The 22,186-nt window shown below is 63.4% G+C and carries 25 protein-coding genes and 1 pseudogene; 13 read left to right on the top strand and 13 right to left on the bottom strand.

What is annotated here, in order from left to right; genetic code table 11:
- Positions 1 to 10 precede the first annotated feature (10 nt).
- From ACIU1A_RS25150 to ACIU1A_RS25130, 5 genes are all read right to left on the bottom strand, one after another.
- On the bottom strand, positions 11 to 256 hold the full coding sequence (locus tag ACIU1A_RS25150) for a YMGG-like glycine zipper-containing protein (protein WP_140500585.1): 246 nt from the start codon (positions 254 to 256) through the stop codon (positions 11 to 13).
- Positions 257 to 438: 182 nt separating this feature from the next.
- On the bottom strand, positions 439 to 609 hold the full coding sequence (locus tag ACIU1A_RS25145) for a hypothetical protein (protein WP_404925538.1): 171 nt from the start codon (positions 607 to 609) through the stop codon (positions 439 to 441).
- 129 nt (positions 610 to 738) lie between these two features.
- Positions 739 to 1,770 (bottom strand): sensor histidine kinase, encoded by a 1,032-nt coding sequence (locus tag ACIU1A_RS25140; protein WP_404925537.1) that lies wholly within the window; start codon positions 1,768 to 1,770, stop codon positions 739 to 741.
- A gap of 177 nt (positions 1,771 to 1,947) precedes the next feature.
- Positions 1,948 to 2,112 (bottom strand): DUF1328 domain-containing protein, encoded by a 165-nt coding sequence (locus ACIU1A_RS25135; RefSeq protein ID WP_006203859.1) that lies wholly within the window; start codon positions 2,110 to 2,112, stop codon positions 1,948 to 1,950.
- Positions 2,113 to 2,295: 183 nt separating this feature from the next.
- Entirely contained in the window at positions 2,296 to 3,090 is a 795-nt protein-coding gene (locus ACIU1A_RS25130; protein ID WP_140500589.1) for a response regulator, read from the bottom strand.
- A gap of 220 nt (positions 3,091 to 3,310) precedes the next feature.
- Between ACIU1A_RS25130 and ACIU1A_RS25125 the strand changes: the two genes are divergently transcribed.
- The gene (locus ACIU1A_RS25125; protein WP_181165418.1) at positions 3,311 to 3,514 is read left to right on the top strand and encodes a NepR family anti-sigma factor; all 204 of its coding nucleotides are present in this window, start codon (positions 3,311 to 3,313) and stop codon (positions 3,512 to 3,514) included.
- 3 nt (positions 3,515 to 3,517) lie between these two features.
- Positions 3,518 to 4,069 (top strand): RNA polymerase sigma factor, encoded by a 552-nt coding sequence (locus ACIU1A_RS25120; RefSeq protein ID WP_140500591.1) that lies wholly within the window; start codon positions 3,518 to 3,520, stop codon positions 4,067 to 4,069.
- 69 nt (positions 4,070 to 4,138) lie between these two features.
- Here the strand turns inward: ACIU1A_RS25120 and ACIU1A_RS25115 are convergent, their stop codons facing one another.
- The gene (locus ACIU1A_RS25115; protein WP_404925536.1) at positions 4,139 to 4,519 is read right to left on the bottom strand and encodes a response regulator; all 381 of its coding nucleotides are present in this window, start codon (positions 4,517 to 4,519) and stop codon (positions 4,139 to 4,141) included.
- A gap of 113 nt (positions 4,520 to 4,632) precedes the next feature.
- Between ACIU1A_RS25115 and ACIU1A_RS25110 the strand changes: the two genes are divergently transcribed.
- The 3 genes from ACIU1A_RS25110 to ACIU1A_RS25100 all read left to right on the top strand — a co-directional run bounded on the left by ACIU1A_RS25110 (position 4,633) and on the right by ACIU1A_RS25100 (position 6,390).
- Positions 4,633 to 5,394: a Crp/Fnr family transcriptional regulator gene (locus ACIU1A_RS25110; RefSeq protein WP_404925535.1), complete on the top strand. Its 762-nt coding sequence runs from the start codon at positions 4,633 to 4,635 to the stop codon at positions 5,392 to 5,394.
- Between the two features lie 194 nt (positions 5,395 to 5,588).
- Positions 5,589 to 5,915: a YqjD family protein gene (locus ACIU1A_RS25105; protein WP_140517891.1), complete on the top strand. Its 327-nt coding sequence runs from the start codon at positions 5,589 to 5,591 to the stop codon at positions 5,913 to 5,915.
- 10 nt (positions 5,916 to 5,925) lie between these two features.
- Positions 5,926 to 6,390 (top strand): hypothetical protein, encoded by a 465-nt coding sequence (locus ACIU1A_RS25100; RefSeq protein WP_404925534.1) that lies wholly within the window; start codon positions 5,926 to 5,928, stop codon positions 6,388 to 6,390.
- 43 nt (positions 6,391 to 6,433) lie between these two features.
- Here ACIU1A_RS25100 and ACIU1A_RS25095 read toward each other — a convergent pair.
- Positions 6,434 to 7,964, bottom strand: a pseudogene (locus tag ACIU1A_RS25095) (sensor histidine kinase).
- 157 nt (positions 7,965 to 8,121) lie between these two features.
- Between ACIU1A_RS25095 and ACIU1A_RS25090 the strand changes: the two are divergent.
- Entirely contained in the window at positions 8,122 to 8,295 is a 174-nt protein-coding gene (locus ACIU1A_RS25090) for a hypothetical protein (protein WP_181165417.1), read from the top strand.
- Positions 8,296 to 8,324: 29 nt separating this feature from the next.
- Here the strand turns inward: ACIU1A_RS25090 and ACIU1A_RS25085 are convergent, their stop codons facing one another.
- The gene (locus tag ACIU1A_RS25085) at positions 8,325 to 9,245 is read right to left on the bottom strand and encodes a diacylglycerol/lipid kinase family protein (RefSeq protein ID WP_404925533.1); all 921 of its coding nucleotides are present in this window, start codon (positions 9,243 to 9,245) and stop codon (positions 8,325 to 8,327) included.
- A 276-nt stretch (positions 9,246 to 9,521) separates the two neighbouring features.
- On the opposite strand from ACIU1A_RS25085, the gene ACIU1A_RS25080 reads away from it, so the two are divergent.
- Positions 9,522 to 10,832: a PRC-barrel domain-containing protein gene (locus ACIU1A_RS25080; RefSeq protein WP_404925532.1), complete on the top strand. Its 1,311-nt coding sequence runs from the start codon at positions 9,522 to 9,524 to the stop codon at positions 10,830 to 10,832.
- Between the two features lie 51 nt (positions 10,833 to 10,883).
- Here the strand turns inward: ACIU1A_RS25080 and ACIU1A_RS25075 are convergent, their stop codons facing one another.
- A complete protein-coding gene (locus tag ACIU1A_RS25075) occupies positions 10,884 to 12,449 on the bottom strand; it encodes an alkaline phosphatase family protein (protein ID WP_404925531.1) in 1,566 nt (521 codons plus the stop codon).
- Between the two features lie 221 nt (positions 12,450 to 12,670).
- Here ACIU1A_RS25075 and ACIU1A_RS25070 point away from each other — a divergent pair, with 221 nt between their 5' ends.
- From ACIU1A_RS25070 to ACIU1A_RS25055, 4 genes are all read left to right on the top strand, one after another.
- Positions 12,671 to 13,603, top strand: a complete 933-nt coding sequence (locus ACIU1A_RS25070) for a VOC family protein (protein ID WP_140558435.1) — start codon at positions 12,671 to 12,673, stop codon at positions 13,601 to 13,603.
- Positions 13,604 to 13,614: 11 nt separating this feature from the next.
- The gene (locus ACIU1A_RS25065; protein WP_140525475.1) at positions 13,615 to 14,244 is read left to right on the top strand and encodes an alpha/beta hydrolase; all 630 of its coding nucleotides are present in this window, start codon (positions 13,615 to 13,617) and stop codon (positions 14,242 to 14,244) included.
- Positions 14,237 to 14,536: a GNAT family N-acetyltransferase gene (locus tag ACIU1A_RS25060; RefSeq protein ID WP_140500600.1), complete on the top strand. Its 300-nt coding sequence runs from the start codon at positions 14,237 to 14,239 to the stop codon at positions 14,534 to 14,536. Before ACIU1A_RS25065 ends, ACIU1A_RS25060 begins: the two co-directional genes overlap by 8 nt.
- Before the next feature lie 153 nt (positions 14,537 to 14,689).
- Complete coding sequence (locus ACIU1A_RS25055) at positions 14,690 to 15,748, top strand: dipeptidase (RefSeq protein ID WP_404925530.1); 1,059 nt, start codon at positions 14,690 to 14,692, stop codon at positions 15,746 to 15,748.
- A 5-nt stretch (positions 15,749 to 15,753) separates the two neighbouring features.
- On the opposite strand, the gene ACIU1A_RS25050 is transcribed toward ACIU1A_RS25055, so the two are convergent.
- From ACIU1A_RS25050 to ACIU1A_RS25035, 4 genes are read right to left on the bottom strand one after another with little or no spacing between them, the layout of a single operon-like run.
- The gene (locus ACIU1A_RS25050) at positions 15,754 to 16,008 is read right to left on the bottom strand and encodes a hypothetical protein (RefSeq protein ID WP_140517897.1); all 255 of its coding nucleotides are present in this window, start codon (positions 16,006 to 16,008) and stop codon (positions 15,754 to 15,756) included.
- A gap of 2 nt (positions 16,009 to 16,010) precedes the next feature.
- Positions 16,011 to 17,234 carry an aminomethyltransferase family protein gene (locus ACIU1A_RS25045; RefSeq protein WP_404925529.1) on the bottom strand — a complete coding sequence of 408 codons (1,224 nt, stop codon included), beginning with the start codon at positions 17,232 to 17,234 and terminating at the stop codon, positions 16,011 to 16,013.
- A 51-nt stretch (positions 17,235 to 17,285) separates the two neighbouring features.
- Positions 17,286 to 18,851, bottom strand: coding sequence for a phytoene desaturase family protein (locus ACIU1A_RS25040; protein ID WP_404925528.1), 1,566 nt, complete (start codon positions 18,849 to 18,851; stop codon positions 17,286 to 17,288).
- A complete protein-coding gene (locus ACIU1A_RS25035; protein WP_404925527.1) occupies positions 18,838 to 20,457 on the bottom strand; it encodes a phytoene desaturase family protein in 1,620 nt (539 codons plus the stop codon). Before ACIU1A_RS25035 ends, ACIU1A_RS25040 begins: the two co-directional genes overlap by 14 nt.
- Positions 20,458 to 20,658: 201 nt before the next feature.
- On the opposite strand from ACIU1A_RS25035, the gene ACIU1A_RS25030 reads away from it, so the two are divergent.
- Both ACIU1A_RS25030 and betI read left to right on the top strand, forming a co-directional pair.
- Positions 20,659 to 21,459 (top strand): class I SAM-dependent methyltransferase, encoded by an 801-nt coding sequence (locus ACIU1A_RS25030; protein WP_140558445.1) that lies wholly within the window; start codon positions 20,659 to 20,661, stop codon positions 21,457 to 21,459.
- 27 nt (positions 21,460 to 21,486) lie between these two features.
- Entirely contained in the window at positions 21,487 to 22,173 is a 687-nt protein-coding gene (betI, locus tag ACIU1A_RS25025) for a transcriptional regulator BetI (protein WP_140525480.1), read from the top strand.
- Positions 22,174 to 22,186: the final 13 nt, after the last annotated feature.

Here is a 22,186-nt window from a genome sequence, read left to right as displayed (position 1 = left end):
TTGCTCGCAATTAGTTGCAGCGAGCCGTGTAGATGCGACCCCGATGATCGCGATACTGGCAGTATCCATTGCGCAGGTTGCGGACCAGCAGGCCGGAGCCGGCACCGACGGCCGCGCCGATCAGCGCGCCCTTGCCGCCGCCGACCAAGCCGCCCACGCCGGCGCCGATCAAGCCACCGCCGACGACATCCTGCTCGGTCGAGGTACAGCCGCTGACGGCGACCACGGCAGCCATGGCAATAAGAATTTTCCGCATAGGGTCACTCCTCACTTCGTGTCCTCACTTTAATAAGCTCCAGCCGTCACTTAGCATGAAAAAACGACCTTTGCTGCTCCAATTTATTGTTGGTGAAGAGAGTCTTTTTCTGGGCGCAGCTTTCCGATGCCTCGGCCGCCGAAAAACCGGAGCGATGTGCGCGCGCGAACGTGGGGGCGGGATCAGGCCAGCTGGGACAGGGCGATCAGGACAATTGCCGCGACCAACGCCGAAGCGACGATGGGCAGGATGCCATGAGCAACCGGCGATGCCGTGGATGTCTCGGGATCCTGGAATTCGCCCATCGAAATGCGGGCGGCCTGCTCCAGTCTGTTGATATCGGCGACCGTCAAGGCGCTCCTCCCCACTATGCTGCGGCAAAGCCCTCGAAAGCATGCTCGTCGGCTCGGCAGTTCCATCGGTATCTGGCAAAAACAGCATCTGCTTCTATGGTGAACAGCCGGTTAAAAAATGGCGGTCGCCTACTCCGTCTCGAAATTGCCGTGCGGAACAACGAGATAGTATTCGAGGCGACCATCCGCGATCTCGAGGCGCGCCGTTCCGTTCAGGGAAGAGGGCACTACGCGTTCCAGTGCGACGCTGCCGAAGCGCTTTTTGCCCTCTTGGTTGCTGTCGGTTCCTATGGTTTCGGCCCAGGTCAGCGACAGGGCAATGCCGCCATCGGCGGCGGTGTCGAGGACGGCGGTCACTTCGACGAAGCCCTCCGGCCGCGACAGGGCGCCATAGCTGACCGAGTTGACGGCCAGTTCATGCATCGCAAGGCCGATATGCAGCGCGGCGTTGGGGTTGAGGTAAGGATTTGCGCCGCGGAAGCGAAGGCTGTGCGACGCGTCCGTCCCGTAGCGGCCAACCTGACCGGCGACGAGTTCGCGAAGGGCAGCACCGCGCCAGTTGGAGGAGGTTACCAGATCCTGGGAGGAGGCCAGCGACTGGAGCCGGCCGCGAAAGCGGGTCAGGAAATCGCCGATGCTGTCGGAATAGCGCCCCGTCTGGGTGGCGATGCTCTGGATGATCGCCAGCAAATTCTTCGAGCGGTGCGTGACTTCGCGCAACAGCGTCGTCAGCGTCTGTTCGCGGCGTCGCTGCTCGGTCGTCTCGACCATGGTGGTGACGACACCTTGCACGTCGCCGGCCTCGCCATGGTCGGCGTCGATCCAGACCTGAAACCAGCGCATGCCGTCCTCCATCGGGACGCCGATCTCGAGGCGCTGCGGATCGCCGCTTGCGACGACGTTGCGCTTGGCAGCGCCAATGCGGTCGGCCTGTGCCGGCGGCAGGATGCCGTCGCCCTCGCTGCTGTCGGCCCAGGGCGCACGCATGTTGCGCGCCCAGACGGTTTTCATGTCGCGGTCCTGGTAGAGGACGGAAATGCCGGCATTGTGCAGTGCGTGGAGAAGCGCCCGGCCAAGCTGCATGCCGCTTTCGGCGGGATGCAAGGCGATGACCTCGTCGCCCCGCTCGTTCTTCTTGGTATCTCGAGCCCTGGAACGCATCCGACCTGTCCACCCAACTCAGGCTGAACGGCTCACTGTCCAATGGGTTCCAAGACAGGTTTTACGGCAACCAGACGCCTAAAAACGGTCCGCCGGGCGGCGTCCTTGTGGGACACCACCCGGCGGTGGCTGGAAACCGTTTGAGGGGTGCGGCTTCCAGTGTTCGCCTGATAACTCTCAGGCCCGTCTGAACAGGCCGGCGAGAAGCGAAATGATGAGGAAAGCGAGAAAGATGAAGAACAATATCTGCGCTATCCCGGCAGATGTACCGGCAATGCCGCCGAAACCAAGCGCGCCGGCGATGATTGCCACGACGAGAAATACGAGCGCCCAGTAAAGCATGGTTCCATCTCCTTCCAACTATGTGAGAAAAACGTGGGTGGATGCGGTTTGTTCCACTTTTTGCCGAAAAAGACGATCCCCCCGCGCACCATCGTGGCGCGGAAAAGCAAGGCGCGGCCAGCGGAACCTTCCGGCTGGTCGCGCCCTGCTTTTGCGCGCGTTTGCGACTTCAGTTGCGCATGGCTATGCGGCTGCTTTCGCCTGCCGGTCGAAGAACAGAGCCTGGCTGATCAACGCCTTGACCATGTCCGGGTTGAACGGCTTCGTCACCAGGAAAGCCGGTTCGGGCCGCTCGCCGGTCAGGAGACGCTCGGGAAAGGCGGTGATGAAGATCACCGGCACGGAAGTCGACGACAGAATCTCGTTCACCGCCTCGATGCCCGAGCTGCCGTCGGCGAGTTGGATGTCCGCGAGCACCATCTTCGGCCGCGTCTTGCCGAACATCGTCACCGCTTCGGCATGGGTGCGGGCGGTGCCGACGACCCGATGGCCCAGGCTCTCGACCATCTCCTCTATATCCATGGCGATGAGCGGTTCATCCTCGATGATCAGCACGTCGGTCGCCACCTGGCGGGAAATCTCGTTGCTCGCCTGGGCAAGCAGTTCTGAGAATTCCTGTTCGCCGACGCCAAGAATTTCGGCCGCCTCATCCTCGCTGAAACCCTCGACGGCCACCAGAAGGAAGGCCTGGCGGGGAAGCGGCGCGATCGCATTGAGATTGGCCGCAGCGCGCTGTTCCCATGCCGATTGCGCCTGTTCTTGTGGAACGCGGATGGCGACGGACGTGAACAGTTTGGCGAAGACCTTGTACAGCGCGATTCGGTCGCTGGATGCCTCGGGAAAAATGTCGACATCGGCGATGATGGCCTCGAGCATCGCGGCAACCAGCGCGTCGCCGCTCTCCTGCGATCCCGATACGGCACGCGAGAAGCGGCGCAGGAACGGCAGGTGCGGAGCGATGGTGGCGGATAAACTCATGACGGACGTCTCCCTCAGATGACGTGATTGACTAAAAATGCAGGTCAAGCCCCATTGCAAGCCCCAACGACACAAACGCGGGCTTTCGCAAAAAGTTCCGGCCCCGGGAACTAATACGCCTGAACGGCGTTTGAATTGGGGATGGGCAACCAGACGAGGATGCCGCTTGTGTTGTGTTGAGTTATGTTGAGCGGCTTATGGGGCTGGATTAAAGGGCGAAATGAAGGAAATGACGAAAGATGTCTTGACTGGCGCCTCAATCAGGCGCCGGAACGGCGTGGGCGACCCGCTCGGGCCGAATTCCGAAATCGGACGCAAACTCAAGCAGTATTACGACGAGCTGGTCTCCGACGATGTGCCGGATCGTTTCGCGCAGTTGCTCAGCCAACTGGAGCGGGCCGAGCCCGCACAGAAAAAGGACTGAGGCATGGCAACGGTCTCACAAGGCTTCAAGACCGATCTGCTTGGGGCAATACCGAGCTTGCGTGCCTTCGCAGTGTCACTGACGCAGAATGCCGACAAGGCCGACGACCTCGTGCAGGAAACGCTGGTCAAGGCCTGGGACAAGCATGAGAGCTTTCAGCCCGGTACCAACCTGAAGGCATGGCTCTTCACCATCCTGCGCAACGAGTTCTATTCGCAGATGCGCAAACGCGGCCGCGAGGTGCAGGACAGCGACGGCATCATGACAGCCAGGCTTGCGGTGCATCCCGCCCAGCACGGCCAGCTCGACCTCAAGGATTTCCGCGGTGCGCTCGAGCAACTGCCCGAAGACCAGCGCGAGGCCATCATCCTCATCGGCGCCTCGGGCTTCTCCTATGAGGAGGCGGCCGAGATTTGCGGTTGCGCGGTCGGGACGATCAAGAGCCGCGTCAGCCGAGCCCGCACGCGCCTGCAGGAGATACTGAAAATCTCCGGCGAAGACGAGTACGGTCCCGATGCGATCTCAGCACAGGTCACGGGCACGGCGGCGCACTAAAAAAGCGTCGCATCGAAACGGCTGGCAGGATCGCCATCGCGTCCGTTCTGGCTCTTACGCGACGCGACGTCAGGCGGGCGGGACTCGTCCGCAGGCCCGGGCCACCGCTTCCACAAGATCTTCGCCCGAATAAGGTTTGCTGACCAGCCTTATCCCTGGAAAGGCAACCTTGATCTCGTCCGCATCCGAATAACCGGAGGCAAAGACGAAGGGCACACCCGTTTCGCGCAGGCGCGATGCAAAGTCGAAGGTCGGAGTGCCGCCCAGCATGAGGTCGACGATCGCCGCATCGAATTGGGTGGCAACCTGTCGGCCATCGATCTCGGCGAGGTCGCGGACAAGCACCACGTCGCCGGCGCCGTGATCGCGGCAAAGCTGCTCGACATCCATGGCGATGAGAAATTCATCCTCCAGGACAAGAATGCGCAATCCGTCAAGCAAAGGCGACACAGGCAATGGCTCCTTGAAACGCAGCGAGTCATGATCGCTATTTGACGCGCTGTCATTTAAAAAAGACATGCAACCGCAGCGGCTGAGCCCGCGGTTCTCGAGGAGCGGTCGAAATGTCAATCCAGAACGGCCTTGCTTCCTCCAGCCGCCGGTATGATTGCGAGAATTGCCCACTGCGGCCGCTGCCGGGTTTCCGCAAATTCGAGAAATCGGAACTGGGCTTCATCGACAAATTGAAGAAAGGCGAGCTCGCGGTCGACAAGGGCGCAACGGTGCTGGTGGAAGGACGCCGCAGCACCCATCTCTACACGGTGCTGTCGGGCTGGGCTTTCCGCTACAAGCTGTTGTCGGATGGCCGCCGTCAAATCCTCAACTACGCCATCCCTGGAGATCTCATCGGGCTGCAAGGCAGCGTAATGGGCGAAATGCAGCATTCCGTCGAAGCCTTGTCGCCGATGCTGCTTTGCGTGTTCGAGCGGGAATCCCTGCATGAGCTTTTCCGTAACCATCCGGGCCTGGCCTATGACATCACCTGGATCGCGTCGCGCGAGGAGCGGATGCTGGATGAGAACCTGCTCAGCGTCGGCCGCCGCAGCGCGATCGAGCGCACCGCCTATCTCATCGCCTTCATCGGCAGCCGGGCCAAGGCCGTTGGTCTCAATGGCGGGCGGCTCACCCGGATCGCGTTCACGCAGCAGCACATCGCCGACACGCTCGGCCTGTCGTTGGTCCATACCAACAAGACGATTCGCAAGCTGATGGATCGCAAGCTGATCGCGTGGCGCGACGGCGGCTGCGAGATCATCGATCATGAAGGGTTGAAGCAGCTTGCCGGCTGGGAGGGGCTGGGCGAGGAACGACGGCCACTGATCTGACCGGATGCAGGAGGCCCCGTTTTGAGCTAGGGTCCAGATCGATGGAACCGGGACGGCCTCTATCCATTGGATTGAGCGTGATCTTTTCGGCAAACCGACACCCGCTTTGCGGGATCATGCCCGTTTATCCGAGGGGCTCGGAACCTTGAGACATGCAGCGCGTTGAAACCAAAGCAATCACAAGGAGTTAAGCGATGGCAGCTGCCGCAGGAAAGAACGCAAGCGAAGCGCGGGCGAACTCGGACCTCGAAGCCGATATCAGGCAGTTGAAGGCCGATATCGACAAGCTCACGAAGCAGTTGGCCAAGACAGGCGAGCATGGATACGGCACCGCCCGCCGTGCCGCCGCCGAAGGTGTCGAGCATCTGCGCGCCCAAGGCGAGGCGGCCTTTGACAGCCTGCGCAGCAACACCAGGGATATAGAGGCGCAGATAGCGGCAAGCGTGCGCGAGAAGCCGGTGACTTCATTGGCGATCGCCGCTGGCGTCGGCTTCCTGTTCGCGCTCCTGGCGCGCCGCTAGTCCCGCTCAAATGGGATTGCTGGCTTCCCTTGTCTCGGGCCTGGCTTCGGGCGAAACCGTTGCAGCCATGCGCCGCGCGCGCACGGCTGCAATCGTCTATGCGCTTGCTGCGCTCGCGGCGCTGTGCGGTCTCGGCTTCCTGATCGGGGCCGGCTATATCTGGGCTGCGGGCCGCTATGGTCCGCTCGCGGCGGCGTTGGGATTCGGCGTCGGCTTTCTGATCATCGCGGGCCTGATCCTGCTGATCTATCGCTTCTCGGCCGGCTCGCGCGCACGGCGCCGGGCAGAACGGCGCAAGGCCGACGTGACGGCAATCGGCGTCACCGCCGCACTGGCCGCGCTGCCGGCGCTGCTCAAGGGAAAGGGCGGCCTCGGAGCCATTCTCGGTCCCGCCGTGGCGTTGGCGGCCTATGCCATCTACCGCGAGAACGTGAAACCAGGTCCCGGCGAGCCGGCTGGCGGCGATCCTGATTGAGGCTGAGCTGGATTAAGGCTGGGCCCGGATTAAAGCTGGGCGGTCACTTGGAGAGATCCTCCAGCGGCATGGATATTTCGGCAAAGACGCCTTCCGGCCGGAACTCGTGCGCCACTTCGCTGGAGATGACCTTGGCCAGGCTGCGGCGGATCAGGATCGAGCCGAAACCATGCCGCTCGGGCGGGGCAACCGCAGGACCGCCGCTTTCGCGCCAGGTCAGGACAAGGCGCCGGTCGCTTTTTCTGCCTTGCGTCTTCCAGTTCAGATCGACCTTGCCGGACGTCGCCGACAGCGATCCATTGCAGGGCGTTGCTGGCCAGTTCGTGCAGGATCAGGCCCAGCCCCACGGCCTGGTCGGGCGACAGCAACAGATCGGGACCTGTGATCGTCATGCGCAGCTGCTCGGCGGTGTCGAAGGGCCTCACCTCGATCTGGACGAGTTCACGGATGCCGATGCCGCGCCATTCCCGGTCGGACAGGAGATTATGGGCGATGCCGAGTGCCTGGAGCCGGGCGCCGAAGGCCTCCAGGAACGCGCTCGGCTGGCGGGCGTGGCGCACGGTCTGCGTCGCCAGCGCCTGAACGGTCGCCAGCGTGTTCTTGACGCGATGATTGAGTTCGCGCAGCAGCAGCCGTTGTCGTTCCTCGCCAAGCCTGCGCTCCGATATGTCGTAATTGACCCCGAAGATGAGCGTCGGCCTGCCATCGCCATCGCGCTCGATGACGCGGCTGCGTGTCGCCAGCCAGCGCGGCGGATGGAGGCCTTTCACGCGGTACTCGCCGAAATAGTCGTCGCCGCCGGCCAAGGCGTCGCGGAAGCCGGTTTCGGTCTGATAGACGTCGCGTGGATCTATTGCCATCAGGATGTCGCGCGCCCGCAACCGGTTCGATCGCGGCAGATTGAACAATTCCGGCAGCAGAACGTCGCAATCGATCATGTCGGTGCGGATGTCCCAGGCCCAGCTGGCAAGCGATGCCGCGTCGAGCGCTATGGCGCGCCGTTTTTCTTCGCGAGCCAGCGCCGCCTCGGCGATGGCGCCGCTGCGCGTCGCGTCCTTCAGCGTGAACAGGCTGGCGGCGAGGCCGGCCAGCGCCTTCAACTGGTCGAGCCTGACGCGCGATGGATAGGGACGGGGCTTGCGGTCGAAAACGCACAGCGTTCCGATCCTGGCGCCGGCGACGGTCACCGGCGCGCCCGCAAAGAAGCGGATGTGATGCTTGCCCGTGACCAGTGAGTTGGCTTTGAAACGCGGATCCAAGGTAGCGTCGGGTACCACCATCGGTTCGCCGCCCGCGGCAATCGCATGGGCGGAGAAGGAGATGTCGGTTGCGGTCTCGATCTCGTCCAGGCCGACACGCGACTTGAACCATTGCCGCTCGACGTCGACGAGCGTAACCAGCGCGATTGGTGCGCGCATGGCGGCCGCGGCAAGGCGGCTGACGCCGTCGAAGTCGGCGTCAGCCATCGTATCCAGCGCCTGCAAGCCGTGCAGCACGGCCAGCCGGCCAGCGTCGTTGACGACGTGCAATACTTCGGCCGGCAGGCTCGACGCCGATTTCGCCGTCTTGTTCACCAGCGTCCCCAACGCCTCTTCGCGAGCCCTCCGACTTCGCCTTGCCGACTTGCCGGCAAGGGCTTGGCCAAACGCGGAACCTTCGTAGCAAGGAACCGTTACCCGAAGATGTTTTGCCAGAGACGCTCAACGCGTCCACATCGCATCGAGGCCGGCTATGCCCAAGACCATTCCTGAAAACAAAGCGCGTCAGGGACACTGGGGCTGGCACGGCTTGCGGATCCTGATTGCGGGACTTCTCCTGGCCTTTGTCGTCTGGGGCATCGTCGAGATTTACGGCGAGTACACGAAATCGCCGACCACCGAACAAGGCAGCGCTCCGAGCGGCTAGTCGTCTGTTTCTCGTCGGCCGCCCCTGCATTAGGCCGCCTTTGCCCGCACGGCGTGTCGCGGCACCAGCACGTTCAAGGCGCCCGGATGGATTTCGATAGTGATTTCGTCCTCGAGCTTGATAAGTTCACCGTCAAGGACGGCGCGGTATTTCCTGGCCGCCGACCGGATCTTCAGCACAGCCCGCTCCGTCTGATGGATCTCGACATGTTCATTGTCGCGCCATTTGCCACGCGCGACGTTGAAGAAGAACTTGATCAGTTCGGCGCGCTGCCGGGCGACCGTGACATAAATGCCGAGCACGCCGCCCGCCGGGTTGTCGGCGAAGGGCAGGTGACCCTCGCCAAACAGGTTATTGGTGACGCCGACGCCGGTGGTTCGGGCCGTGATCTCGGCCTCGCCAATGGTCAGGATGACCGTCATCGCCGGCGGATTCTTGATCGTCTGCCAAGCCGCCTTCGCGGATGCCCGCATCTTGCCCAGCCGGGAGCCGAACTCCATGTTCTGGCGTAGCTGCACCATCTTGGCGTGCATGCCGATCGAGAACTGATGCACGAAAGGCCGGCCATTGGCGGTGGCAATGTCCACCGCCATCACCTCGCCATCGGCGAAGGATCGCAAGGCTGCATCGAGCGTCTGCGGGATGCCGAGCCCGCGCGCGAAGAGGTTCATGGTGCCTGCGGGCAATATGGCCAGCGCCTTTTTCTTGCCCATCAGCCGCGCCGCCGCAGCCGATATCGTGCCATCGCCGCCGCCGGCGAGCACCACGTCGATGCCGCGACGCGAAGCCGCGTCTTCCAATGCCGGCACGATGTCCTTGCCGGCGACCACGTCGATATCGATGGAGTGGCCTGCCGCCTCCAACAGGTCGCGCATGCGATCGCGAAAGGCATTCAGGTCGGTGGTGCGCAAGGTGCCACCGTCCCGGTTCAGCACCGCCGCAAACCGCATGTCCCCTCCGTGTCTCAAAAAAGCTCCAAGCCGGAGAAGCTCCAGCCGTCGGCTGAACGGCGCAAGTGGCAAAAAGGTTCCGGGATGATGCGGCGAATTTCCCTTTGCAGCACGCAAGTTGCGAGCCACGTGTGCGGAAAATATGCGTCCTGGCTTTTGTCGGAACAATGGGCGCAGTCACGACGTTGTGATCAGGCGAATGCCGCGTTGGCCCGTCGCCGGTGACGGCGGAGGCCGGTGCGGCATGCATGAAATCAGGCACGAGGAGATACCATCATGATCCGCAATCTTTTAGCCACGACTGCTCTTGCCATGTTCGTGGCGACGGGCGCGCATGCGCAGACAACGCCGACACCGGCTGCGCCTGGCGCGGAGCAACCCGCCGCTCCTGTGATGCACGCCGAGGGCAGCATCGCCACCAACATCATCGGTGAATCGGTCTATAACGGCACCGGCGACAATGCCGAGAATATCGGCAAAGTAACCGACATCGTCTTCGACAACGACGGTCAGGCCAAATCCATAATCATCGGCGTCGGGGGCTTTCTGGGCGTCGGGACGAAGAATGTCGCCTTCGATTACGACAAGCTGCAATGGGCCGAGAAAAACGGCGACCGCTGGCTGGTCGCCCAGACGACCAAGGACCAGTTGACGGCGCAGGCGGAGTTCGACACCAAGCCCTATGCTCCGGCACCGGCCGCATCGACAGCCGCACAGGCGCCGTCCACCTCCGCGCCGAGCGATACCGCCCAGGCGCCAGCCGACATGAACGCGGCTCCGGCGGAACCGGTGAAGCGCGCCGATGGCAATCTCGCCACCAATATCATTGGTGAGAGCGTCTATAACGGGACCGGCGACGATGCGCAGAACATCGGCAACGTCAACGACATCGTCCTGACCAAGGAAGGCAAGGCGCAATCGCTGGTCATCGGCGTTGGCGGCTTCCTCGGCATCGGCGAGAAGAACGTCACCTATGATTTCGGCAAGGCCCAGTGGGCCGAGAAAAACGGCGACCGCTGGCTGGTGGCCCAAACCACCAAGGAAGAGCTGCAGGCATTGCCGGACTTCAACCGCAAGGCCTATGATCCGGCTCCGGTCACGACGGCATCCAACGCACCTGCCGCGTCCACCCCGGCCGTCGCGCCGACAACCAATACGGCTCCGATGGACAACACGGCGCAGGCCCCGTCCGCCTCGACGCCTGATGCGACCGCTCCCGACCAGACGAAGACCGCAGCGATCGACAAATCCAAACTGACCGAAATGCCTGTCGGCGAGGTCAGGGGCGACGATCTCAAGGGTACGACAGTCTATGGCGCCAACGACGTCAAGGTCGGCGAGATCGGCGATGTCGTGCTGACGCCCGACAACAAGACCGACGCGGTCATCGTGGATGTCGGCGGTTTCCTCGGCGTCGGCGAGAAGGAAGTCGCCGTCGGCATGGACAACCTGAAATTCATGACCGACAAGGACGGCAACAAATATCTCTACACGACCTTCACCAAGGAGCAGCTCGAGGCCCAGGCCGCCTACGACAAAGGCAGCTATGCGCAGAACCGCGAGCAGCAGCGGATGATCGTGAGATAGCAAGGGCAGTAGGGCAGTAGGGCAGTAGGGCAGTAGGGCGGTAGGGATTCCCTATTCCCCTACTGCCCTACTTACATAGCCCACAACGCCATCCCTGGTCAGCTCCGCCAGCGCCAGCGACTGGTCGAGATGTTCGGCCCGCCAGGCAAGCAGCCGTTCGGCGAACTCGAGCCTGATCGGGAGATAGGCAGGATCGGCGGCGAGATTGGCGAGCTCGGCGGGATCCTTCTCCAGGTCGAACAGCAATGGCGGCAGGCCGCCGCCGAAATGCACATATTTGAATTTTTCCGTGCGGATCACGGCGAGATTGCACTGGCGCGAGGCAAGGCCGAAATGCCGTTCGGCTTCGCCTTCCGCGATCGAACGAAAATCGAATTCCCAATGCGCGGCGTCGCGCCAGTCCGACGGCTCCTCGCCGGCGATGAACGGCCGCAGCGAGTGACCGTCGAGGTGCGGCGCCGGTTCGCCGCCCAGCAGGTCGAGCAAGGTCGGCAATATGTCCACCGCCTCGGTAAAGCGGTCGACGGCCACGCCTGCGGTGCGGCCGTGACGCGAGTCGCGGATGACCAGGGGGATATGATAGCTGGCGTCGAAGAAGCCGCCTTTGCCCAGCATGAAATGGTCGCCCATCATCTCGGCATGGTCGGAGGTAAGCACAATGACCGTGTCGTCCCACGCGCCCGCCGTCTTGACCGCCTGCCAGATACGGCCGAGCTGCGCATCGACTTCCGAGATCATGCCGTAATAGATCGCGCGGATGCGGCGGAAATCATCCTCGCTCCAGTCATGTACACTGCCGGCGGCGCCAGGTCGAAACTTGTGCTTTTTCTGCCTGCCGAAATCGTAGGCGAGATAGGGATGGCTGTCCGCCTCTTTCTGCCAGCCTGCCGCGCGGCGAAAGCCGGGGCCGGCGGCGGGGTCGTACATCGCGTCGTATGGTGCAGGCGCGATGAAGGGCGGATGTGGGCTGATGAAAGAGAGATGCGCGAACCAGGGCGCGGCATGCTCCTGTTCGCCCAGCCATCGGATGAATTCGCCGGCAAGAAAAGCCGTCGGCGTCTGCTCCTTCGAATAGACGGGCGGCGCAGTCGTCACGGAGCCGGCGTCGCCTGCCCCGTTCGCCGGTCGATGGATCGCGGGGGAGCCGGCGTCGGTATCGATGCCCTGCATTCCCAGCCATGACAGCCACTGCTTCTGATGCTCTGGCAGCAATTGGCGCACCGTGAAACCAGGAAGCACGCCTTCATAGCTTCGCAGCCGCGGATCAGCCGGAGCGAGCCGGCGCGGATCCAGCGATACGTCGGTGTAGCCGAACAGCGTCGGATCGTAGCCCAGCGCGCGCGCCGAAAGCGCTATATTGCCGTGACGGGCATCGAGCGGCGTGCCGTTGCGGCAAACCCGGTTATTCATCTGGTAGAGGCCGGTATAGAGGCAGGCACGGGCCGGCGAGCAGGGTGCCGCGCCGCCATAGTGCCGCTTGAACAATACGCCTTCCGCTGCCAAGGCGTCGGCATTCGGCGTCTTCACCAGGGGATGGCCGGCCGCCGAAAGGCAATCGCCGCGCCATTGGTCGCAGGTGATCAGGAGAACGTTCGGACGCCTGCTTTTTCCGGTCACTGGCGATAATCCTTGGCTAATGTGCGAGCGTCGCTCATGGAACCGAAATCCCGCCCCGGCGCAAGCCCGGGCTGCTCGTGGACCGGTGAACAAACTGCTTTCGATTGTTCACTTCCAGAGTACAGTCCATCCCGTCTTTGTGGCCTTTGACGGGAACAGGCCGATGCTCATATTGGCGAGGACAGCGGCAGGGGCCGCAACAGAACAAGGGAGCAGCACTCATGCTCGATCAGATCAAGGGTTTGCATCACGTCACCTCGATGGCCAGCGATGCCCGCCAGAACAATGAGTTCTTCACTGGGAAGCTTGGCCTGCGCCGGGTCAAGAAAACGGTCAATTTCGACGCGCCCGACGTCTACCACCTCTACTATGCCGACGAGCTCGGCACGCCGGGTTCGGTGATGACCTATTTTCCGTTTCCCAATATCGGGAAGGGCCGTCACGGCGTCGGCGAAGTCGGCACCACCGCCTATTCGGTGCCGGAAGGCACGCTCGCCTATTGGGAAAGGCGCTTCGCCGAGGAAGGTATCGCCGGCCTGTCGCGCGAAGAGACCTTTGGCGAGAAGCGTCTGGCCTTCGCCGGACCGGACGGCGACGGTTTCGCGCTCGTCGAGGACAGGGCCGACACGCGCGCGCCATGGGCGAAGGGCGGCATTCCCGCCGACGAGGCGATCCGGGGCTTTCACTCCGTGTCGCTGCGCCTGAAGGATGGCGGCGCCACCGAGGAACTCTTGAAGTTCATGGGCTATGAGGAGCTCGACAAATCCGGCAATGTCAGGCGGCTGGCGATCAGGAACGGCAATGGCGCCGACGTCGTCGACATCGAATCGCTACCCGGTGCCGCCTTTGCCGATCTCGGCGCGGGCTCGGTCCATCACGTCGCTTTCGCCGTCGAGGATCGCGCCAGGCAGCTCGAAGTGCGCAAGGCGCTGATGGATACCGGCTACCAGGTGACGCCAGTGATCGACCGCGATTACTTCTGGGCGATCTATTTCCGCACGCCGGGCGGCGTTCTGTTCGAAGTCGCCACCAACGAGCCGGGCTTCGACCGCGACGAGGACACCGCCCATCTCGGTGAAGCCTTGAAGCTGCCGGCGCAGCATCAACACCTGCGGCCCTATCTCGAACAGCATCTGCAGAAGCTGGAAGACTGAGGGGCGGGGTCATGAGCACAGACAGCTACATCCACAAGGTGCTGCCCGGTTCGCCGGGCGGTCCGCTGCTCTTCGTCTTCCATGGCACCGGAGGCGATGAGGGCCAGCTCGTCTCGCTGGGGCGCGATCTCGCGCCCCAGGCAACCATCATCTCGCCTCGCGGCGATGTGTCTGAACAAGGCGCTGCGCGCTTTTTCCGTCGCACCGGCGAGGGCGTCTATGACATGCAGGACCTGGCGCGCGCGACTCGGAAGATGGCGGGCTTCGTCAAGGCGCAGATAGCAGCGGCGAAGCCGTCGGCGATACACGCTCTCGGCTACTCCAACGGCGCCAACATCTTGGCGTCGCTGCTGTTCGAAGCCCCTGACCTGTTCGACGCGGCGGTGCTGATGCACCCGCTGATCCCGTTCGAACCGGAGGTGAACGGCAGTCTTGCCGGGCGCCGCATTCTGGTGACCGCCGGCAGGCGGGATCCGATCTGTCCGCCGAACCTGACTTCGCGGCTCGAAGCCTATTTGCGCGCCGATGGCGCCGATGTCACAGTGGAGTGGCATGAAGGCGGGCACGAAGTGCGGCCGAACGAAATCGAGGCGGCGCGGCAGCTCCTTGCCGGCGTGGCCCAAGGAGTAAGTGATGCCTGACCAACTGCCGGAGATCGAACTCGAAGATCGTGGTTCCAAGGGCCGCTACGTGCTGCGTGGTCCGGGCGGCGCCGAGGCGGAGATGACCTTCACCAGGATCGGCGAGCACCAGATCATCATCGACCACACCGAAGTGCCCGACGCGTTTCGCGGCCAGGGTGCCGGGCTTCGGCTCGTCACCCGCGCCGTCGAGGACGCGCGCGCGGCGGGCAAGAAGATCATCCCGCTCTGTCCCTTCGCCAACGCCCAGTTTCGCCGCCATCCGGAGTGGGCCGACGTGCTGAAGGGGTAGGATCAGCCGGCGCTTTACCATTCGGGACCCGCGGGAGTAAAACAGTCTGATAGGCCAGCACGGCTTTGGCATTTGCACGCTCGGCCCATCTTGCCTAAGTAGATATGGTATATCGCGGGCGGCGTGCGACACATCGAACCGAATGATCCCTTCATGACCGAAACCGATCTCGTTCCCGTCTTCGACGGCCATAACGACACGCTGCTCAGACTCTATCAGTCGAAAGACCCGGATGTCGAAAAGCTGTTCATGGAAGGGAAATCGGGCGGCCATATCGACCTGCCGCGCGCACGGGCCGGCGGGTTTGCCGGCGGCATGTTCGCGATCTTCCCGCCGCCTGTCGAGAGAGGCCGGCGCGGCGCTGTCCCGTCGACGCCCAGCGATGCCGAGCCTTTGCCGCCCGAACTCCCGCACAGCGATGCTCTGGCCTCGACGATCGCGATGGCTTCGATCCTGTTCAGACTGGAACGGGCCGGAGCGCTGAGCGTCTGCCGCAATGCCGCAGATGTGCGCGGCGCCATGGCGCGCGACGCGATCGCTGCGGTATTCCATATCGAAGGGGTCGAGGCGATCGATCCCGAACTCACCATGCTCGACGTGCTGCATGCCGCCGGCTTGCGCTCGCTCGGCATCGTCTGGAGCCGCCCGAACGCTTTCGGCCATGGCGTGCCGTTCCGCTTTCCGTCCTCGCCCGATACCGGTCCCGGCTTGACCGATGCCGGCAAGGCACTGGTCAAGGCCTGCAACCAACTCAGGATCATGATCGACCTGTCGCATCTCAACGAGAAGGGCTTTCGCGATGTCGCCGCGCTCAGCGATGCGCCGCTGGTCGCGACCCATTCCAACGTGCATGCGATCTGCGGCCACTCACGCAATCTCACCGACTGGCAGCTCGGCGCGATTCGCGAAACCGGCGGCATGGTCGGGCTGAACTTCGCCACCGGCTTCCTGCGCGAGGACGGAAAGATGAATGCCGATACCGGCCTCGACATCATGGTGCGCCACATCGATTCCCTGCTGCAGGCGCTGGGTGAGGATGGGGTTGGCCTCGGCTCCGATTTCGACGGAGCCATGATCCCGGCCGTCATTGGCGACGCCGCCGGCCTGCCGAAGCTCATCGATGCGCTCGCCGCACGCGGCTTCGGCCGCGCGCTGATCGAAAAGATCGCCTACCGAAACTGGCTGGCCATGCTGGAGAAAACCATAGGATAGGAAGTTCAGCCGAAACCCATGCGCTTCAGCCAGTCCTTGCCGACGCCGCGGTCGCGGATGATCGGCAGCGGGTTTTCCGAATCGAGCCGCGCGCAGATACGGTAGACCTCAAGCGTCTCGGCGCTCATCTCGCCGCGCTTGTAGAAGAACATGGCGGCGGCATAGCGTGTGCGGCCCGACCATTTTTCGCCGAGTGGCGTGTTGACCAGCTCCCACTGTTCGGCCGCCTCTTCTTGCTGCTTGTCGGCTTCCTCGCCCATGGTCAGAAATCCGCCGGCGGATTGGCGGTGCGGCGATCGAGCTTGATGAACGGCCGCGGCACCACCTTGGCCCGCTTCATCAGCTTTTGGTATTGCAGCTCGCGCATGGCGTAGATCTCGACCCAGAGGTCGTCGACGACAGTATCACCATATGGTCGCGCCAGCGAAGCGATGGCGATGTTGCGCTTGGCCATCGGCGACCACATGGCGGCGCTGACCAGCCCGACCTCCTGGCTCTTTTTGTGGTACACGATGGCGTGTTCGGCCGGGATGTTGCCTTCGATCTCCAACCCGACCAGCACATGCTGCAGCTTGCGCTTGGCGCGCGCCTCGAAGATGGCGCGACGGCCGTTGAAATAGGCCTTTTCCAGATCAATCATGAAGCCGAGCCCGATCTCGTCGGGCATGCGCAAGCGGTCGGCGCGGATGGCGTATTCGGCTGTCGTGAAGTCGGCATTGGCGACGATCAGCCCGGCTTCGAGCCGGGCGCGGTTGAGCGCGGTATAGCCGATGGCGCGGATGCCGCGCAGTTCGCCGGCCGCCATCAGCCGGTCCCACAGGGTCAGCGCCTTGTCGGCCGGCATGATCAGTTCATAGCCGAGATCGCCGGTGAAGCCGGTGCGCGAGATGGTGACGGTTTCGCCATCATGCGGGAATTCGGCGAGGTCGAATGCCTTCAGCTTTTCGACATCGGCAAAACCGGCATCACGCAGCACGGCGAAAGAGGTCGGACCTTGCAGTGCCAGGCCCGCGACGGCTTCGGTCTCTTCCTCCACCGTCACATCGAACCCGATGGCGCTGTCGAGCAGCCAAGGCAAATGCCGCTCCTGCGAGCACAGCCGGAACCGCGTTGGCGAGAGCCGGAACAGCGTGCCGTCATCGAGGACGAAGCCCTCGTCGTCGCACCACGCGGTATAATGGACGCGGCCCGGCTTCAGCCTGGTCACGTCGCGCAGCGTGACGCGGTCGAGGAAGGCCTCGGCGTCCGGTCCCTCGACGCGGTACTTGGTCATCGGCGAGATGTCGAAGAGCGCCGACTGGCTGCGAATGGCGAAATATTCGAGCTCCTCGTCCCACAGCGAATGGGGGGCGCGGTAGCCCGCCCAGTTGTACCAATCCTGGGTCTTGGCCAGAGCATCGATGCGCGGCTGGAACGGCGTGCCGAGACGCAACGTGCGGAAGTGGGATTGGGCGGCGATGCGGGCGGATGATGGTTGCTGATTCATGCTGGCGATCCTTCGCCGTAGAACGCGACTGCCGCCAACTGAAACATCGCCTTACCCCTTCATCGCAATAATGCGTCGAGCGGCGTTCAATCCAGGTGCGCCGGAGACGCCGCCGCCGGGATGTGAACCGGCACCGGCGAGAAACAGCCCGTCGAGCGGTGTGTCGTAGCCGGACCAGCCCGAGACCGGGCGCGAGATCAGCATCTGGTCGGCCTGCAACTCGCCGTGGTGCCAGTGGCCGCCCGGCATGCGGTAGCGCGTTTCGATGTCGGCGGGCGTCAAGAGCTCGGTGTGGCGCACCGTCTTGCCGATGCCTGGCGCGTAGGCTTCGAGCTGAGCCATGATTGCCTCCAGGAATTTCGCCTTGCCGGCGCCCCATCCCTCTTTCAGAGCATAGGGCGCGTATTGCACCACCGCCGACAGCACGCAGGCGCCGTCGGGCGCGAGCGATGGATCGGCGAGGCTTGCCAGCGTGATCTCCATCACCGGTTCGGGCGAGAACGCGCCGTATTTGGATGGATTGAAGGCGCGCTCGACATGATCGGGCGAGGGGGCGATAACCAGCCGCCCCCTGTGGCCGGCGGCATCGACACCTGTGAATTGCGGCGGCCTGTCGAGCGCCAGGTGAAGCTTGGCGACATCACCCTTCATGCGGATGTTGTTCACCTTGCGCACGAAGCCGGTGTCGAGTTCGCGTGGACCGACAAGGTCGAGCAAAGTCGTCGCCGGATTGATCGCGGAGACGGTCGTCCTGGCGCGCAGCACCTCGCCATTGTCCAATGCGACACCGACGGCGCGGCCTTTCTCGACAATGATCCTTGCGACAGGCGCCGATGTGCGGACGTTCACGCCGGCTTTTTCGGCCGAGGCGCGGATGGCGGCGATCACCGCGCCCATGCCGCCCTTCGGCACTATCTGCGCGCCGGCCGCACCGCCGGCCTCGCCGGCCAGCCGGTAATAGAGGCCGAGCAGCGAGGTGGGCGAGCGCGGACCGAGATGGCTGCCGAGCGTCGCGTCGAAGGACAGCAGCCCTTTCAGCCTGATGTCGGCAAGCTGCTCGTCGAGCAGGTCGGCGACGTTCATCAAGAGCACGCGCAGGAAATCGCGCATATCTTCCTTGCCGAGCCTTTTCAGCGTCAGAGCGGTCTGGCCGAACGCCGCCGCCTCCAGCAGCGACATGCCGGCCAGATCGGGCGGACGACGCGAGAGGAAGGGTTCCAGGATGCCGGCGTAGCGCAGCAGTTGCGCGCGCAACTGCTTCCACGCGGATTGCTCGGACAAATTAGCACCGGTCAGCATTTCGCCATAGGCGCCGTGCAGGACCAGCGAGGGGCCGTCCATCGACAGCGCAACCGACGGCGCGAAGTCGTCTGGGGTGATCCGCAAGCCATGCTTCTCCAGCTCCAGCGTCTTCACCACGTCGGGGTGCAGCCTGTTCAGCAGATGGGCGATCGACGAGACGTGAAAACCCGGCGCGAATTCCTCCGTGCGCGCGGCGCCGCCGAGATCGTTCCCAGCTTCCAGCAGCAGCACCTTGCGCCCGGCCTTCGCCAGCGTGGCAGCAGTGACGAGGCCATTATGGCCGCCGCCAATGACGATTGCATCATATGACGTCATGGGCCGGGCTCATATGTGAGATCGATTTGGCGAGATCGCACAGGATCTCGGCCGCGGCATTTCGGCCGGGCGCGCCCATGACGCCGCCGCCGGGATGGGTCGAGGAGCCGCACATATAAAGCCCGCCGATCGGTGAGCGGTATTGCGCGTAGCCCGGCACCGGGCGGTTGAACAGAAGCTGGTCGAAGGTCAGTTCGCCCTGGAAGATGTTGCCTTCGGTGAGCCCGACCTCGGCCTCGATTTCGCGCGGCGTGCGCACCTCCATGTGGACGATGCGGTCGCGAAAGCCGGGCGAGTAGTCGGCAATCTGCGCGATCACGCTTTCGGCGAATCCGTCGCGATCGGCGTCGGACCATTCATGGCCGTTTACCTTGGGCGGCGCGTATTGCACGAAGCAGCTCATGAAGTGTTTTCCCGGCGGCGCCATCGTCGGGTCGAGCGTCGTCGGGATGACCATGTCGAGGAAAGGATCGGCCGACCAGCGCCCGGCCTTCCAGTCGTCATAGGCGCGCTCCATGCGCTCCATCGAATCGGTGAAATGCATGTCGCCGCGATAGACCGGCGAATCCTTCGGCAGAGCCGGGAATTCGGGCATCGAGTCCAGCGCGATGTTGACCTTGCCGGACGAACCTCGGATCTTGAAGTTCCTGACCCGGCGCAGGAAAATCTCGGGCAGTTCCTTTTCCTCGACCAATTTCAGGAAGGTTCGCTTCACGTCGGCGTTGGAGACGACGAGCTTGCCACGGATCTCCTCACCGCCCGCCAGCACCACACCCTTGGCCTTGCCGCGGCTCACCAGAACATGGTCGACCTCGGCGCCGGTGCGAATGGTTCCACCCGACGCCTTGAAGGACGCCGCCAGCGCCTTGGTCACCGCGCCCATGCCGCCGCGCGCATAGCCCCAGGCACCGACCGAGCCGTCGACCTCGCCCATATAGTGGTGCAGCAACACATAAGCCGTGCCGGGCGACATCGGCCCGAGCGCCGTGCCGATGATGCCGGACAAAGCGAAATTGGCCTTGATGACATCGGTCTCGAAATATTCATCGAGGAAGTCTGAGATCGACATGGTCCAGAAGCGCAGCGTCAGCGCCATTTCCTCCGCCGACAGGCCCGCGAATTTCTTGCCCAGATAAAGGAGCTCGCCCAGATCCCGCGGCCGCAGACTGGTCGGGTCGGGCGCGGTGCGCATCAACAGCGGCTGGATGAAACGGCACTGGCGCGTCACGTCGCGCGCATAACGGTCGTAGGCTTCGGCATCGCGTTTCGAGAAGCGCGCAAATTCGCGCCGGTGTGCATCATGGTCCCGGTAATTGGCGAGATAGTCGCCATCCCTGGTGAACACCGCGCCGCCCTCATAGGAAATAACCTGCAGGCCGAAGCGCGGCAGTTCGAGGTCGCGCATGATTTCAGGGCGAAACAGCGAACAAACATAGGAACAGTTGGAATAGAGGAAGCCCGGCGTCAGTTCCCGGCTGGTGGCGGCGCCGCCGACCCAGGGATTCTTCTCCACCACCAGCACGTCGAGCCCGGCGCGCTGGAGATAGCAGGCATTGACCAGTCCGTTGTGTCCGCCGCCGATGACGATCGCATCCCAAGCTTTCATTTTGGCCCAGTCTTTCCATGCGATCCGCTGTTCATTTTGGCGTAATCCGTCCCCTCAATGCGCGAAACTTGGCATGGTAGTCGTCGTTTTGTCCAGCTATATTGAATGAATGTTCAACAAATGATGTTGCGTTTTCCCAGACATGGGCTAGGCTTTGCAGGCGTTCGAGACGGACATTCGTCGATTGGGGATCGAGGGTTGATGATCGAAACGGCCGAGGCCGAGCCGGAGTATGACGGAGCCGCCATCCGCTTCCTCGAGGCGCTGTGGGGCGACGGCTACCTGTCGCCGGGCGGGCCCGACGAAGTCGACCGCGTGCTCGAGGGGCTTTCGCTCGCAGGCAAGACCATCCTCGACATCGGCTGCGGGTCCGGAGGCATCACGCTGCATCTGGTCGAACGGCATGGCGCCGCGCACGTCACCGGCTTCGATGTTGAGCGGCCGGTGATCGAAACGGCCAGGCGGCGGGCAGCCTCCCGCGGGCTTGCCGACCGCGCCAGCTTCATCCAGGCGCCGCCTGGGCGGTTGCCTTTCGAGGATCAGTCCTTCGACGTCGTCTTCTCCAAGGATGCGCTGCTGCATGTCGCCGACAAGGATGCGCTGTTTGCGGAGATATTCCGCGTGCTCAAGGCCGGCGGCGCCTTTGCGGCATCAAACTGGATGATCTCGCATGACGGCGAACCATCACCGGAGATGAAGGCCTATGTCGCCGCCGAAGGGCTGTCCTTCGCGATGGCCTCGCCGGCGCGCTACGCACAGGCGATGCGCCAGGCGGGCTTTGCCGAGATCGCGGTTCGCGACCGCAATCCCTGGTACCGCGAGGTGGCGCGGGGCGAACTGGAAAGGCTGAAGGGGCCGCTCTATCCGACGGTCGCGGCGGCAGTGGGCGCCGCCTATGTCGACAAGAACATACGAACCTGGGAGGCCATGCAGAAGGTGCTTGACAGTGGCGAGCACCGCCCCACTCATCTTCGCGGGCAAAAACCGAAGATGGTCGGCTAGCCGGCGATGTGGAGCATGACCGCACCCATGAAAATTGCAGCACGCCAAGAGCAGTCCGCCGAGGCATCGAGCGAACCCGAGAAACGCGGGCGTAAGGCTTCCAAGGAGGTCAGGCAGCTTCAGTTGATCGAGGCGACGATCGATTCGTTGGCCAAGCGCGGCTATTCGGAGACGACGATGGCCGACGTCGCCGATGGCGCGGGCCTGTCGCGCGGCATCGTCAATTTCCATTTCGAGAGCAAGGAAAAACTGCTGATCGCGACCTTGCAGCATATGTATGACGAGTACTCGGCGCATTGGCGCAATGCCTTGGAGAAAGCGGGGAACGATCCCGCCGACCAGTTGCGGACCCTGGTCGCGGCCGATTTCGACCGTTCGATCTGCAACAAGCGCAAGCTGGCGGCTTGGTGCGCCTTCTGGGGCGAGGCCAAGTCGCGGCCGACCTATCAGGCGCTGAGCAGCGCCCGCGATGCCGTTTACCAGAACATCTTCATCGAGCTTTGCGCGACGCTCAAGCAAAGCGGCGGCTATGCCTATGAGCCGCAGGTCATGGCGCTGGCGCTCAGCGCGATGCTGGAGGGACTGTGGCTGCGCTTGATGATGGGCACCGAAGACACTACCCGCGAGAGCGCCTTGCAGGCAGCCAACGAATTCCTGTCGGCCGCATTCCCTAAACATTACCAGGGAGCAGCCGCCACCCGTCGCAAGGCATGAAGCAATCGATAAA

It is taken from the genome of Mesorhizobium maamorense, from assembly GCF_044998965.1.
Taxonomy (GTDB): domain Bacteria; phylum Pseudomonadota; class Alphaproteobacteria; order Rhizobiales; family Rhizobiaceae; genus Mesorhizobium.
Note: the sequence above shows the minus strand (reverse complement) of the source record. Positions and strands in the feature narration are given on the sequence as shown.

Coding starts and splice junctions, on each gene's coding strand:
- ACIU1A_RS25035 (WP_404925527.1), bottom strand. CDS start 20,457: ATGAAAGCTTGGGATGCGATCGTCATCGGCGGCGGACACAACGGACTG.
- ACIU1A_RS25100 (WP_404925534.1), top strand. CDS start 5,926: ATGGGATTGCTGGCTTCCCTTGTCTCGGGCCTGGCTTCGGGCGAAACC.
- ACIU1A_RS25110 (WP_404925535.1), top strand. CDS start 4,633: ATGTCAATCCAGAACGGCCTTGCTTCCTCCAGCCGCCGGTATGATTGC.
- ACIU1A_RS25080 (WP_404925532.1), top strand. CDS start 9,522: ATGATCCGCAATCTTTTAGCCACGACTGCTCTTGCCATGTTCGTGGCG.
- ACIU1A_RS25030 (WP_140558445.1), top strand. CDS start 20,659: ATGATCGAAACGGCCGAGGCCGAGCCGGAGTATGACGGAGCCGCCATC.
- ACIU1A_RS25090 (WP_181165417.1), top strand. CDS start 8,122: ATGCCCAAGACCATTCCTGAAAACAAAGCGCGTCAGGGACACTGGGGC.
- ACIU1A_RS25135 (WP_006203859.1), bottom strand. CDS start 2,112: ATGCTTTACTGGGCGCTCGTATTTCTCGTCGTGGCAATCATCGCCGGC.
- ACIU1A_RS25060 (WP_140500600.1), top strand. CDS start 14,237: ATGCCTGACCAACTGCCGGAGATCGAACTCGAAGATCGTGGTTCCAAG.
- ACIU1A_RS25130 (WP_140500589.1), bottom strand. CDS start 3,090: ATGAGTTTATCCGCCACCATCGCTCCGCACCTGCCGTTCCTGCGCCGC.
- ACIU1A_RS25065 (WP_140525475.1), top strand. CDS start 13,615: ATGAGCACAGACAGCTACATCCACAAGGTGCTGCCCGGTTCGCCGGGC.
- ACIU1A_RS25055 (WP_404925530.1), top strand. CDS start 14,690: ATGACCGAAACCGATCTCGTTCCCGTCTTCGACGGCCATAACGACACG.
- ACIU1A_RS25140 (WP_404925537.1), bottom strand. CDS start 1,770: ATGCGTTCCAGGGCTCGAGATACCAAGAAGAACGAGCGGGGCGACGAG.
- ACIU1A_RS25040 (WP_404925528.1), bottom strand. CDS start 18,851: ATGACGTCATATGATGCAATCGTCATTGGCGGCGGCCATAATGGCCTC.
- ACIU1A_RS25070 (WP_140558435.1), top strand. CDS start 12,671: ATGCTCGATCAGATCAAGGGTTTGCATCACGTCACCTCGATGGCCAGC.
- ACIU1A_RS25125 (WP_181165418.1), top strand. CDS start 3,311: ATGAAGGAAATGACGAAAGATGTCTTGACTGGCGCCTCAATCAGGCGC.
- ACIU1A_RS25045 (WP_404925529.1), bottom strand. CDS start 17,234: ATGAATCAGCAACCATCATCCGCCCGCATCGCCGCCCAATCCCACTTC.
- ACIU1A_RS25120 (WP_140500591.1), top strand. CDS start 3,518: ATGGCAACGGTCTCACAAGGCTTCAAGACCGATCTGCTTGGGGCAATA.
- betI (WP_140525480.1), top strand. CDS start 21,487: ATGAAAATTGCAGCACGCCAAGAGCAGTCCGCCGAGGCATCGAGCGAA.
- ACIU1A_RS25085 (WP_404925533.1), bottom strand. CDS start 9,245: ATGCGGTTTGCGGCGGTGCTGAACCGGGACGGTGGCACCTTGCGCACC.
- ACIU1A_RS25105 (WP_140517891.1), top strand. CDS start 5,589: ATGGCAGCTGCCGCAGGAAAGAACGCAAGCGAAGCGCGGGCGAACTCG.
- ACIU1A_RS25150 (WP_140500585.1), bottom strand. CDS start 256: ATGCGGAAAATTCTTATTGCCATGGCTGCCGTGGTCGCCGTCAGCGGC.
- ACIU1A_RS25050 (WP_140517897.1), bottom strand. CDS start 16,008: ATGGGCGAGGAAGCCGACAAGCAGCAAGAAGAGGCGGCCGAACAGTGG.